We start from the raw sequence: 12,824 nt of genomic DNA, 5'->3' as shown, positions 1-12,824 counted from the left end.
TTTTCCCTCATTACTGTGTCACGTAACTGGCCGCAAGTCCTGCACCGTTTCCGGCTTTTTCCCATGGAGCCTTGATCAGCTTCCAAACGGGATTGTTTACCATACGGTCGATGTCTCTGTAGAAGTTTATCGCTCCTTCAAAGCCAGTGTAAGGTCCACCGTAGTCGTAGCTGTGAAGCTGTTTCAACGGAATACCCATCTTCTGAACCACATACTTCTCCTTGATACCGGCGCAGAAAATATCCGGCTTGTAGATCTCGATCAGCTTTTCAGACTCATAGTGGCTGAGGTCATCAACAACCAGCGATTTACTGGTCATCTGCTTCATCATTCCGGAATAACCGTTGATTTCAAGCCCCTTTTCTTTCAGCGCTTCAAGTTCCGCTTCGGTTTTTCTCGGGTTGAAGAAGTCGGGATCTGCGACCACTTTCAGCTCCTCAATATTCTTGCTGTCGGCGTCAATCTTGATTTTAGGCAGTACGTCACGCCCTTCGTAATCATCGCGGTGAGCAAACTCGTACCCTGCAGCTACCGTCGTCATGCCCAGCTCGGAAAAAAGATCCTGGTAGTGATGGGCACGTGATCCACCGACAAAGAGCATGGCAGTTTTGCCTTTTGTCCTTGGCAATATCTCCTCAATCACCGCTTTCACCTTTGGTGTCTCTTCGGCAATCACAGCCTCAACCTTCGCCTTGAGCTCCTCGTCGCCAAAGTATTCAGCAATTTTGCGGAGCGACTTTGCCGTTGATTCTGCTCCGACAAAGTTGATCTTCATCCACGGAATTCCGTACTTCGTCTCCATCATGTCACCCATATAGTTGATCGACCGGTGACAAAGGATCACGTTCAGATCGGCAGTGTGAGCGTTTTCAATCTGGCCGACCGTCGAGTTGCCACTGAATGAGGCCACAAGAGTAATGCCGACCTTCTTGAAAATGCGTTCAATCTCAAAAGCGTCACCGCCGATGTTGTATTCACCCAGCAGGTTCAGCTTGAACTTGCCCACGCTCGGCGTGTTGTTGCGGCCAACCATGTGCTTGAACACACCGTTGTTGGCAATGTGATGGCCTGCCGACTGGCTGACACCCCGGTACCCTTCGCAACTGAAACCGAAAACGTTGCAGTCTCCCAGTTTCTCCTTCATTTCACGTGAAGCGGCATGAACGTCATCACCAATCAGGCCAACCGGACAGGTCGAGAAGATGGCAATGGACTTTGGATGAAAGAGGTCATAAGCCTCCTGGATTGCAATTTTCAGCTTCTTTTCACCACCAAAGACGATATTCTCCTCCTGCATGTCCGTTGAAAAACAGTAAGGGATATAGTTCTCATCCAGCAAGGTCTCGGGTCTGGTCTGGTTCCGGCGGGTCAACCAGGCATAAAAGCTGCAACCGATTGGTCCGTGTACGATGTTGACAATATCACGGGTAGGGCCGAGCACAACACCTTTACATCCAGCATAAGAACAGCCGCGCTGTGTGATGATACCCGGTACGGTACGCACGTTGGCCTGCACCTCAGGAATGATCTCCGGGTCATTGATGATGATCGACTTGGCCCGTTTTTTTGCAACCTTGGCCGGATATTTTTGTATCAGTTCCTCCCTGACCTGGGAAGGATCCGGATAAACTCTGTTCGCCTCCATAAAACTCTCTCCGTTTACACCTTGAAAATGTTATTCTTAGTTCAGCGCATCCCGCCCTGTTTCGCCAGTTCTGACCCTGATGGTCTCAAGAATTGGTGTTACAAATATCTTTCCGTCTCCAGGTTTACCCGTCTGGTTGGTCTTGATGATGACATCTACTGCGGTTTTACATAAATCATCAGGGACAACGACAGTCAGAATTCTCTTGGCTACAAGTCTTGGTGCACCGCCAAGCTGGGCAATGGCTTCCGGATGACCTTCAGCAGCGCCATTGAGGATATCATAATGAACCTGGCCCTTGCCTCGGCCCATCACCCTTCCTGTTGCTGTGAATGCCGGAATACCTGCATCGATCAGCGCCTTCTTGGTTTCGTTCACCTTGTTGATCCGGATTACTGAAATGATCTCTTTCATTCAGGCCTCCTTTGCTGCTGCGAGCTTTGGTTCACCCTCTTGTTCGCCGGTGCTGATGGTATAGACCTCTTCAACGGCTGAAACAAAGATTTTACCATCACCGAACTTGCCATCAGGGCCAGACTTCGCTTTATCAAGAATGGCGCGAATCACGAAATCCTTGTCGCTATCCTGTACCACCACAATCAGCATCTCCTTGGGAATTTCATCATAAATCACATCCCCGACGCGAAGTCCGCGCTGTTTGCCGCGACCGACAACCGGGATCTTGGTGACAGCAGGGTAGCCTGCGTCAAGCAGTCCCTGCATAACTTCGTACACTTTTTCCGGCCTGACGATTGTTCTGATCATTAACATGTTTGAGTACTCCTTTTATTAGTTAGCGATACCAAATTCAATGAGAAGAGCTTCCAGTTCTTCGATCTCAAGCGGCTTGGGGATGACAAACATCTTGTTATCGTTGATTTTCTGTGCAAGAGCCCTGTATTCATCTGCCTGCTCATGAGTTGGATCGTACTCGATAACGGTTTTACGGTTGATCTCGGCACGCTGCACAAAGTTGTTCCTCGGTACAAAATGGATCATCTGCGTACCGATTTTTTTGGCCAACTCTTCAATCATCTGGCGTTCGTTATCAACATTACGACTGTTGCAGATAAGGCCACCAAGGCGAACTCCACCGGTATCGGCATATTTCAGGATACCTTTACAGATGTTGTTGGCAGCGTACATGGCCATCATTTCACCCGAACAGACGATGTAGATCTCCTCAGCTTTACCGTCGCGGATCGGCATGGCGAATCCTCCGCATACAACGTCACCAAGCACATCGTAGAAGACATAATCGAGATCCCATTCATCATCAAAAGCGCCAAGCTGTTCGAGAAGGTTAACAGAGGTTATGATACCACGACCTGCGCAGCCTACGCCTGGTTCAGGACCACCGGATTCGGTGCAACGGGTATTTCTGTAACCATCTTTGATGATATCTTCAAGTTCAACTTCTTCACCCTCCTCGCGAAGTGTGTCGAGCACGGTCTTCTGCTGCAGTCCACCGAGTAGCAGACGGGTAGAGTCAGCCTTCGGGTCACAGCCAATAACCATGATTTTCTTGCCCATTTCCGCAAGACCGGCAACCGTGTTTTGTGTCGTGGTTGACTTGCCGATGCCACCTTTTCCGTAAATAGCTACTTTTCTCATTTTCGTACTTTTTTAGGTTTTCATTGCCTTTCTCGTCAACTCTTCAGGCTTATCCTGTCTTTGCCCTGAATAGTTATGCTTTTAAGGAGCAAGATGCGTGCCAAAGTCGTAGCTTTTGCCGGAAAAGTTTTTTGGAATAAACAGGGAAGTGGCCGTACAGCCGCATGGCAGAAGGGTTTCAGCCTTTTGCGAGAGGGCTGTTTTTTTTATTTGAGGAGCAGAATGAGCAGGATGCAGCGGGCCATGAATGAAGGAAAGGGCTACAAAGCTGTAGGAAAGTCTCGAAAACTACATATTGGTAGGAAACCTGAGGGATAGAAACGAGCAACAAGAGGGTAGCTGTGAGCGCTCTCTCTCCGAAAAATCAGCTCTTCCTTGCCACAGCTCACGGTAAAACGCTGTAACCGTAGATAAACTGGCCGTTGATCAGAGTGAATCCCACAAAAATGTAGGAAAGCGTGTCCGCTTACTGAGGATTGTGCCGTGTGACGCCATTTTTTGCTTTTCATAAAAAATAAGCCACACCCATCATTTGTCCAGCCAGCAGAGTGGTTTGCTGAGCTGGAAAGTTGCCCTCATAAGCAGTTAAAGAAGAAAAAGTTGTATACTTTGGTCAACTATACGTTAAAATATGCAGTCAAGATGTTGCGCCGATTAACACCGGTGGCCACGGTGCTGAGCAGCAATACAATTTACTCCCCGTTTTTATTGATCATGAACCGGATACAACCATGTGCAAAATAAATCCCCGCGTCGATTTCGCCTTTAAAAAGCTCTTTGGCAGCGAAGAAAACAAAGATCTGCTCATCTCCCTCATTAACGCCATCGTCTCCGAAGAGGATCAGGTGGTGGAGATTGAGCTGAAAAACCCGTACAATCTGGCGGATTACCGTGCAGGAAAAATCTCTATTCTCGACATCAAGGCTAAAGCTGAAAATGGCCGCTGGTTCAATGTTGAGATGCAGATAAGTGAAGACTACAACTTCGACAAACGGGCTATTTTCTACTGGGCCAAGCTGGTCACCGAACAGCTCAGCGAAGGGATGATGTACAAAGAGCTGAAGAAAACTATCAGTATCAACATTCTCGACTATAACTTTGTCCCTGATACAACGGAGGTTCACAGTTGCTACAAAATCATCAATACCGCCACAGGAAAGGATGACCGGTTGCACGACGTTTTTGAACTGCACTACATTGAGCTGAAAAAGTTCAATAAACTGCACCATGAAATTAGCAGTACACTTGATCGCTGGACGACCTTTTTAACGACAGCGCATCAGCTTGACCGGGAGCATACACCCAAAGAGCTTGCCCTCGACAAAAATATTGTGAAAGCCATTGCGGCCATAGATCGCATGTTTAATGAAGAGGAACGTCAGGTTTATGAGGTTCGCAAGCAATCATTGGTGGACGCAGAAAGCAAAATTGCATCGGCACTGGAAAAGGGCATGGAAAAAGGCATGGAAATGGGACTGGAAAAAGGAAGAGACGAAGGAATCAACGCAGCATCAAAAACAATTGCGCTCAACTTGTTGGGCAAAGGCATTGCTATTGCCACCATTGCCGAAGCCACAGGTTTGAGTGTGTTGGAAATCACCTCTTTATCCCAGAAAACGAGCATCCCATAACATTCAGAATATTCAAAACGAATGACCGTTGAAGAGATCATCAGGATGTTCGATAATCCCGCAATTATTGGCGATGCTTTGCTCGAAGCGGCGAAGTTGCCCTTCAGGGGTGACGACAAGGTACGCTTCGAACAAAAACGGCAACACTATATTGATGGATTGACCGATCATGAGCGGCCACGCTGGGTTGGCGAAATGAAAAACTTTCTCTCAATGTATGATGGCTTAATTGTTGCCACAACCGATGGAGAAGGCTTCAGAAACTATACATTTGACAGGGACAATCAGTGGCATTATCTGGACAAGGTGAATTTCAGAGAGAGAGTAAGAGAGATCTGCTGGGACAGTGATAATGCTGTTAAAGTGATTTTTATTGAGAAAAACGAAGATGCGCTTTCAGATCAGATGGATGAAATCCTGAAATCATTTATCAAGGAAGATCATGAAGAGATTCATAAGAGTTTGAGCCCTCCCGAGGGGAAAATGGGTCATATTATTAACTTCGACAACAGGGAAAAACTGGAAAAGTCCTGGGCTGATTTTATGAGAAAGTTTTTTCATGTTCCACCAATCCATGAAAAGATTCCCGGGGAGTTACGAAAAACGGACTTTTACGCCAAGTCACATATTATTGTGCACTCTGTTGGCAAGCTTGACAGCGCTTTTCGTGACAATTTTCAGCTCTATTACAGCTTCTGGGCAGCATTGGATCCCGAGCACCCTGTTTTTCTTTGCCTGTTTTTGGAAGAGCATTCATTGCCGAGGGATATAGAGCCTTTGCCCCACTGGATACTCTGTTATTGCGATCAATATGAAACCGTAACGCCGTATCATTTCTCCTGTTTTTTTAAAGACAATAAATGCTATCTGAGGGATGAAGATCTATGCAGGTGCACTCCAATGTCTTTTAGTGATGCGGTAAAAAAACTACACTATTGTTAACCCTGAAATTGAGCAATGAAAAAATATAATTTCTACGCGAACAGGGACGAAGAGAACAGGAACTGCCATCCATCTGAAAAGAACTTAAAGCCGTTCCATCTTAGTCCGGATGAGCAGTTTCCCATGACCAGACGGGGTGACGGTTCTCCGGTTTCGGATGCTATCAGACGGGGCGAAGGGTATACACCTTCCGAGGAGCTGAAGCGGGCAGTCAATGTGGCGTTGATGCTGCACAAGCCTTTGTTGCTCACCGGTGAACCCGGCACGGGGAAGTCAGATCTTGCCTATCATCTTGCCGACCATTTCGGTTGGGGCGAGGTGGAGCCTTTTGCTACAAGAACCGATTCCGTGGCAACCGACCTGCTCTACCGGTACGATAGCCTTGCCCACTTTCATAAGGTGAATATTCAAAAAGAGTGTGGCAGCGAATTGACTGCTTCAGAGATTGAGACGCTGTTCATCAGTTATGTTGCGCTGGGCCGGGCAATCTGTGATTCAATCGGCCAGAATAACAAAGGCCTTCCGAAACGCAGGGTTGTGCTTATTGATGAAATCGACAAGGCGCCCCGCGACCTGCCCAACGATATACTGACGATTCTTGAGGATATGAGCTTTGAGGTGCCGCAACTCAAAACACTCAATGGTAAAGAAGGGGCCATTTATAAAAAAACAGGTAATGATGCATTCAAACCGGTTGTTATTCTCACCAGTAATTCCGAGAAGACCCTGCCCGAAGCGTTTCTTCGCCGTTGCGTCTTTTTTCATATCAACATGCCTGATAAAGAGCACCTGATGGAAATTCTGGCGGGCAAAAAGTCGATTTTACGCGGTATCACGGAACCGGAGAGCAGTGCGTTTATCAACCTTTTTTTTACGATTCGCGATCTGGTAAAAGGGAAAAAACCGGCCACACACGAATTGATTTTATGGATATGGTGGATGCGAAAGCAGGGGTTTACACCCGCTGACATCTACCATTATGATGAAACAGCAGAAAATGCGAAAACCCTTTTGAGCGGAATCTCTGTTTTAGCCAAGGAGGAAGTTGATCTGACGAATCTTACCGAGGCCATAACATCACATGCTCTCAAGGAATAACGATGGATTCGCTGGCAACCTCTATTTCAGCCAATCGGCACTATCCGTTCGATGAGTTTTTTACAATCCTGCAGGAACAGGGTTTCAGCTTTGGTATTGACACTTTTGAAACAGTACACTACCTCATCATAAAGGCCATTGAATCGGGTGACCTGGAACAGCTCGATATGTGGTTATGTCCGGCGCTCGCTCATTCCGCAGAACAGCAGGCGACATTTATTGAACTCTACAAGCGTTTTTTTATTCCTTTTCTTGAACAGCAGAAGCCCGAAGCTGACGGCAAGGAAGAAAAATCGCCGATGTCAACAGGAAAGAGCGATGTACCAAAAACAGGCGGCCCGGCAAGGCAACAACAGAAAGAGATCGATGATGAGAATCAAAAAATAGTGGCCTCGCTGAAAGCCCGAAGCAGCGGCTCCTACATGTTTGAGCGCTTTGTGCAATCGACGGAGATTGAGAGCGACCCTCTGTTGCTCAGGGTTGTGCGCCAACTCCGCTACACAGAACACTCAGGTCGCTACTCCTTCGACATCGAAAAAACGATTCGCCAAACTATCCAAGAAGGTGGTTTGGCAAAACCTGTTTTCAGTCCTGCCCGCCGCCATGTCGAATACCTGATGCTCATTGACCGCAACAACTCGCGTGACCATCAGGCGCACCTCCACAATAACCTTTATGAAACACTGAAAGCAAACAACATCTTCGTTGAGCGCTTCTATTTTGGTTATTCGCCTTTACTTTGCAGCAATCCCCGCCATCCCGGGGGTATTGCATTGAAGGAGATTCTGAGTCTTCACGAACAGGCCGTGCTGTTGATTTTTACTGATGGGTTGCAATGTGTTGATACCCGTCGAGCCGCCGTGTTTTCATGGACAGAGATCTTCAAAAATTGGCAGCGTCGCTATTTTTACACGTCCGAGCCCCCCGCGTTGTGGGGTGAACGGGAGCGACTGCTGCAGGAGCTCTTTCCCTTCGTCTTGCCGCTTTCAGTTGAGGGAATGCAGATAATGGCTGCTGACCTTTCATCGGATGCAGGCGCCGATTTCGATTGCCTCCACTACTGGCCTGATCATGCCGACTATTCATTGGTGCCCATAAAAACCGAAGGAAAAAAGCTCGACTACATCGGATTGTTTCTTGACGATCAACTCAAGCGCTGGATTGCAGCCTGTGCGATCTACCCCGAACTCGACTGGAATCTGACCCTCGCATTGGGCAAGATGTTTTCGACTGAAAAGAGCGTTTTGCCGTCATGCAAGAGTATCAGCCAGTTGTTGCGTCTCAACTGGTTCACAAAAGGGACAATTCCTGACGATTTTCGCAGGGCACTTCAGCAGCAGTGGCTGACTTTTGAAGAGCGTGCCCGTGTCTATCAATTTCTCTACGATCAGCTCAGTCAGAACCGTCCACTTCAGGGTGAAGCTGATTTTGAGAGCTGTACCCTGCAACTTGCCGTTTACGAATTGCTTGCCGAAACGGATAAAGAGCTTTTCGAGAAAAAAGCGCGGCAATTGGTCAATACCCTTGAGCAGACAACAGAGTTGCTCGATATGGTGAGCATTCATCTGATCAATGAGCATGAGTATAGTCCGGTATTTTTTGACATTCCGGACGATGTTTTGCGACGTATGGGACTGGACCCGGCACTGATCAGAACAGCAAGAAAGGTGCCCCCAAACTTTGTGCGCATCCCCGCAGGCGAATTTGCCATGGGCAGCCCGGAAGGAGAGCCAGAGCGATATGGCAGTGACGAAACGCAGCATCAGGTCAAGGTGAGTGAGTTTTATCTGTGTAAATATGCAGTTACCCCTGCCGAGTTTAAAACATTCATTGACGAATCCGGGTATCAGACTGACGCCGAAAAAGCGAACAGCAGCGGGATTTGGGATGGAAAGGAGTGGAAAGACAAAGAGGGAGTAAACTGGCGGCATGACGTATCGGGTAAAAAAAGGCCATCGGATCAGTACAGTCATCCGGTTTTGCATGTAAGCTGGAATGATGCTGTGGCCTATTGCAAGTGGATGACGGATAAAACAGGAAAGACTTTCCGTTTGCCAACGGAGGCTGAGTGGGAGTACGCCTGCCGGGCAAAAACAACCACACCCTTCAATACCGGTGAGAATCTTACAACCGATCAGGCAAACTATGACGGCAACTATCCGTATAACAATAATGCCAAGGGAAGATACAGAGAGACTACGGTTGCGGTTGGTAGTTCTGAACGATTTGAGCCTAATCAATGGGGATTATTTCACATGCACGGTAATGTCTGGGAGTGGTGCAGCGACTGGTATGGGGGCAATTATTACGAGGAGTGCAAGACGAAAGGTACGGTTGAAAATCCGGTTGGCCCCGAAACCGGTTCGGGCCGTGTCTTGCGTGGTGGCGGCTGGAACGGCAGTGCGAGGGGCTGTCGGTCGGCTTATCGCGGCAGCGACGCCCCCGACTACCGCAGCCGCAGTGCTGGCTTCCGCCTGGCCTTCGTCCCGTAGTCAGTTGGCAGCTCATTCCGCTCTTTACTTTGAGCAAGAGAGAGCTGACAAAAGAGTTGAGAACGGCAGCGAGGGACGAGCGCCGTGCACAACTCTTTTGCTTCAGCGAACGACACAGAGCCGCCTCGTGGCGGCCGGATTTTTTGGGGAGTACAGAGACCATACCATGCCATTGGTGGCCTTTACAGAGTATGCCAATGCAAGAGAATTCAGAAAAAAAGTGTATAGTAACTGGTTTGCTTGTGAAGAGTAAGGGCATCAGTCGTGGGTTCGAACCGTGTCCTGCGTGGTGGCAACTGGAACAGCAATGCGAGGAACTGTCGGTCGGCTTATCGCAACAACGACACCCCCGACAACCGTAGCAACAATGTTGGCTTCCGCCTGGTCTTCGTCCCGTAGCTCAAAGTAAAGTCGGATGACTGCCTCTGAACAGATTGATGGCCCTGTCCCTGAAATTTCAGGGCGAAGAGCAGACGATGCAATGCCCGTTGTTGGTAGGACGAGCCGGATAGCCGTTTCGAAGACTACGGGCATTTTTTTTACCTGGAAAAAACGGCAGAGCAACGCCCGAAAAAAAAGATAAAAGGTATGACTGTGGATGAAATTTTCAGGTTGCTCGATAATCCGGCAACGATTGGCGAAGCCTTGATTGAAGCGGCGAAGTTGCCATTCAGGGGCGAGTACAAGATTTTGTTTCAGCAAAAAAGGCAAAAATACATTGCAGGATTGAGCGATTATGAAAGGCCAATCTGGGTTGGTGAAATGAAAAATTTGCTGTCGTTGTGTGAAAGTTTATTTGATGGTGACCCCCGTGAGGTTAAGAGAGCCAGCACGTCTGACGGAGTGTATAGAAGCTGGGAGTTCAAGAACGATATTTTTATCAGCTATGCCCAGGAAGATCGGCAACGGGTTGAGCCGATTGTGCAAGAGCTTGAAAAACTTGGATGGTGTATCTTCTGGGACAGAAATCTTCGAGCTGGTCACAATTGGCCCATTGAAATCTCCAGAGCCCTTGATGAGTCGCGTTGTGTGCTTGTCTTCTGGTCTTTTGCTTCAGTAGATTTGAATAAACATCATTGGGTTAGGGAGGAGGCCGAGACGGGAAGAAAGAGGGGGGTTCTTGTTCCCCTCTGCATTGATGATGTGGAACCGCCACTTGGATTTCGGACAATTCAGGCTGAAACACTTGTTAACTGGAAACAGAACACTTCACATCCCAAGTTCCTGCAACTTATTGAAGCAATTGCATCCCAAGTTCCTTTGCCTGGAGATTTGCAGCGGAGAGAGAGTGCCGTGCGATCACCAGTTCCACCACCCATCCAGCCGAAGGTGTTTTCGGACTTTGTGCTTATCCGTGGCGGTATTTTTCCTATGGGAAGTCCGACAGGTGAAGTTGACAGATTTGATGACGAGACCCAGCATCAGGTGAAGGTTAGTGACTTTTATCTGTGTCGTTATACGGTGACGGTTGCCGGGTTTCGGGAATTTATCGAAGCGTCACGGTATCGCACTGATGCTGAAAAAGGAGATGGTAGCTATGTTTGGAATGGCAATGAGTGGAACAAGATGGCTGGCATTAACTGGCGTTATGGCATCTCGGGCAGTGAGCGGAATGATGCAGAAGAGAACCATCCAGTATTACATGTGAGCTGGAATGATGCGGTTGCCTATTGCAAATGGCTGTCGGCAACAACAGGAGAGGCTTTTCGTTTGCCGACGGAAGCCGAATGGGAGTGCGCCTGTCGGGCAGGAACCACAACGCCTTTCAATACGGGAGAGAATCTGTCGACCGGACAGGCGAACTATGACGGCAACTATCCATATAAGAGTAATCAGAAAGGAGTGTATCGGGATAATACGGTTGCAGTTGACAGTTTTTCCTCTAATGCGTGGGGTTTGTACAACATGCACGGCAATGTCTTGGAGTGGTGCGGAGACTGGTACGGAGATAAATATTACGAAGAGTGCAAGACGAAAGGTACGGTTGAAAATCCTTCAGGGCCAGCAACTGGTTCGTGCCGGGTCCTGCGTGGTGGCCGCTGGGTCAGCTATGCGAGGTACTGTCGGTCGGCTTTTCGCAGCCTCGGCCCCCCCGACTACCGTAGCTACTTTGTTGGCTTCCGCCTGGTCTTCGTCCCGTAGTCAGTTGGCAGCTCATTCCGCTCTTTACTTTGAGCAAGAGAGAGCTGACAAAAGAGTTGAGAACGGCAGCGAAGGATGAGCGCCGTGCACAACTCTTTTGCTTCAGCGAACGACACAGAGCCGCCTCGTGGCGGCCGGATTTTTGAGCAAGGAAGCGCCTGTTCCCCGGTTCGGTTTCCTGTGATACGCATGGTGAGCACAAAAATTCTTGTACTTCGATCAACTATACGTTAAAATATGCAGTCAAGATGTTGCGCCGATTAACAGCGTTAGTATAATTTTCTCCCAAGTATTGTTGATACATGAACCGGATACAACCATGTGCAAAATAAATCCTCGCGTCGATTTCGCCTTTAAAAAGCTTTTTGGCAGTGAAGAGAACAAAGATCTGCTCATCTCCCTCATTAACGCCATCGTCTCCGAAGAGGATCAGGTGGTGGAGATTGAGCTGAAAAACCCGTACAATCTGGCGGATTACCGTGCAGGAAAAATCTCTATTCTCGACATCAAGGCTAAAGCTGAAAATGGCCGCTGGTTCAACGTTGAGATGCAGATAAGTGAAGACTACAACTTCGACAAACGGGCTATTTTCTACTGGGCCAAGCTGGTCACCGAACAGCTCAGCGAAGGGATGATGTACAAAGAGCTGAAGAAAACTATCAGTATCAACATTCTCGACTATAACTTTGTTCCTGATACAACGGATGTTCACAGTTGCTACAAAATCATCAATACCGCCACAGGAAAGGATGACCGGCTGCACGACGTTTTTGAACTGCACTACATTGAGCTGAAAAAGTTCAATAAACTGCACCATGAAATTAGCAGTACACTTGATCGCTGGACGACCTTTTTAACGACAGCGCATCAGCTTGACCGGGAGCATACACCCAAAGAGCTTGCCGTCGACAAAAATATTGTGAAAGCCATTGCGGCCATAGATCGCATGTTTAATGAAGAGGAACGTCAGGTTTATGAGGTGCGCAAGCAATCATTGGTGGACGCAGAAAGCAAAATTGCATCGGCACTGGAAAAGGGCATGGAAAAGGGCATGGAAAAAGCATCGAAAGCCATTGCACTCAACTTGTTGGGCAAAGGCATTGCTATTGCCACCATTGCCGAGGCCACAGGGTTGAGTGTGTCGGAAATCACCTCTTTATCGCAGCATACGAGTGGCGAACAATAAGGGTTGGTTTCGCGGGTGAGTTGTTCAGGGCAAGTGGCATACACAGAAGTACAACGGCCTTTTACACTTCATTT

General features: G+C 48.2%; 11 protein-coding genes. 7 read left to right on the top strand and 4 right to left on the bottom strand.

Annotated elements, in window-relative coordinates; translation table 11 throughout:
* Window positions 1-10: 10 nt before the first annotated feature.
* The 4 genes from nifD to nifH are packed head-to-tail and all read right to left on the bottom strand — an operon-like array spanning window position 11 to window position 3,259.
* Window positions 11-1,645 (bottom strand): nitrogenase molybdenum-iron protein alpha chain, encoded by a 1,635-nt coding sequence (nifD, locus tag PPHA_RS09670; RefSeq protein WP_012508649.1) that lies wholly within the window; start codon window positions 1,643-1,645, stop codon window positions 11-13.
* Window positions 1,646-1,681: 36 nt separating this feature from the next.
* Window positions 1,682-2,059 carry a P-II family nitrogen regulator gene (locus PPHA_RS09665; RefSeq protein WP_012508648.1) on the bottom strand — a complete coding sequence of 126 codons (378 nt, stop codon included), beginning with the start codon at window positions 2,057-2,059 and terminating at the stop codon, window positions 1,682-1,684.
* A complete protein-coding gene (locus PPHA_RS09660; protein WP_012508647.1) occupies window positions 2,060-2,416 on the bottom strand; it encodes a P-II family nitrogen regulator in 357 nt (118 codons plus the stop codon). It lies immediately after the preceding gene.
* Window positions 2,417-2,434: 18 nt separating this feature from the next.
* The gene (nifH, locus tag PPHA_RS09655) at window positions 2,435-3,259 is read right to left on the bottom strand and encodes a nitrogenase iron protein (RefSeq protein WP_012508646.1); all 825 of its coding nucleotides are present in this window, start codon (window positions 3,257-3,259) and stop codon (window positions 2,435-2,437) included.
* A gap of 731 nt (window positions 3,260-3,990) precedes the next feature.
* Between nifH and PPHA_RS09645 the strand changes: the two genes are divergently transcribed.
* From PPHA_RS09645 to PPHA_RS09615, 7 genes are all read left to right on the top strand, one after another.
* On the top strand, window positions 3,991-4,890 hold the full coding sequence (locus PPHA_RS09645; protein WP_012508644.1) for an Rpn family recombination-promoting nuclease/putative transposase: 900 nt from the start codon (window positions 3,991-3,993) through the stop codon (window positions 4,888-4,890).
* Between the two features lie 21 nt (window positions 4,891-4,911).
* Entirely contained in the window at window positions 4,912-5,832 is a 921-nt protein-coding gene (locus PPHA_RS09640; protein WP_012508643.1) for a hypothetical protein, read from the top strand.
* A 15-nt stretch (window positions 5,833-5,847) separates the two neighbouring features.
* On the top strand, window positions 5,848-6,930 hold the full coding sequence (locus PPHA_RS09635; protein ID WP_012508642.1) for an AAA family ATPase: 1,083 nt from the start codon (window positions 5,848-5,850) through the stop codon (window positions 6,928-6,930).
* Window positions 6,931-6,932: 2 nt separating this feature from the next.
* Window positions 6,933-9,422, top strand: coding sequence for a formylglycine-generating enzyme family protein (locus PPHA_RS09630; protein ID WP_012508641.1), 2,490 nt, complete (start codon window positions 6,933-6,935; stop codon window positions 9,420-9,422).
* 264 nt (window positions 9,423-9,686) lie between these two features.
* Window positions 9,687-9,821 carry a formylglycine-generating enzyme family protein gene (locus PPHA_RS15170; RefSeq protein ID WP_083765324.1) on the top strand — a complete coding sequence of 45 codons (135 nt, stop codon included), beginning with the start codon at window positions 9,687-9,689 and terminating at the stop codon, window positions 9,819-9,821.
* 189 nt (window positions 9,822-10,010) lie between these two features.
* Window positions 10,011-11,564, top strand: coding sequence for an SUMF1/EgtB/PvdO family nonheme iron enzyme (locus PPHA_RS09620; protein ID WP_012508640.1), 1,554 nt, complete (start codon window positions 10,011-10,013; stop codon window positions 11,562-11,564).
* A 319-nt stretch (window positions 11,565-11,883) separates the two neighbouring features.
* Complete coding sequence (locus PPHA_RS09615; RefSeq protein ID WP_012508639.1) at window positions 11,884-12,750, top strand: Rpn family recombination-promoting nuclease/putative transposase; 867 nt, start codon at window positions 11,884-11,886, stop codon at window positions 12,748-12,750.
* The last annotated feature ends 74 nt before the right edge of the window (window positions 12,751-12,824 follow it).

The sequence above is a fragment of the Pelodictyon phaeoclathratiforme BU-1 genome, assembly GCF_000020645.1.
GTDB classification, from domain to species: domain Bacteria; phylum Bacteroidota; class Chlorobiia; order Chlorobiales; family Chlorobiaceae; genus Chlorobium; species Chlorobium phaeoclathratiforme.
Note: the sequence above shows the minus strand (reverse complement) of the source record. Positions and strands in the feature narration are given on the sequence as shown.

Bases quoted from the DNA above. Each gene is read 5' to 3' on its own strand.
- nifD (WP_012508649.1), bottom strand. From the start codon at position 1,645: ATGGAGGCGAACAGAGTTTATCCGGATCCTTCCCAGGTCAGGGAGGAA.
- PPHA_RS09665 (WP_012508648.1), bottom strand. From the start codon at position 2,059: ATGAAAGAGATCATTTCAGTAATCCGGATCAACAAGGTGAACGAAACC.
- PPHA_RS09620 (WP_012508640.1), top strand. From the start codon at position 10,011: ATGACTGTGGATGAAATTTTCAGGTTGCTCGATAATCCGGCAACGATT.
- PPHA_RS09640 (WP_012508643.1), top strand. From the start codon at position 4,912: ATGACCGTTGAAGAGATCATCAGGATGTTCGATAATCCCGCAATTATT.
- PPHA_RS09660 (WP_012508647.1), bottom strand. From the start codon at position 2,416: ATGTTAATGATCAGAACAATCGTCAGGCCGGAAAAAGTGTACGAAGTT.
- PPHA_RS09635 (WP_012508642.1), top strand. From the start codon at position 5,848: ATGAAAAAATATAATTTCTACGCGAACAGGGACGAAGAGAACAGGAAC.
- nifH (WP_012508646.1), bottom strand. From the start codon at position 3,259: ATGAGAAAAGTAGCTATTTACGGAAAAGGTGGCATCGGCAAGTCAACC.
- PPHA_RS09630 (WP_012508641.1), top strand. From the start codon at position 6,933: ATGGATTCGCTGGCAACCTCTATTTCAGCCAATCGGCACTATCCGTTC.
- PPHA_RS09615 (WP_012508639.1), top strand. From the start codon at position 11,884: ATGTGCAAAATAAATCCTCGCGTCGATTTCGCCTTTAAAAAGCTTTTT.
- PPHA_RS09645 (WP_012508644.1), top strand. From the start codon at position 3,991: ATGTGCAAAATAAATCCCCGCGTCGATTTCGCCTTTAAAAAGCTCTTT.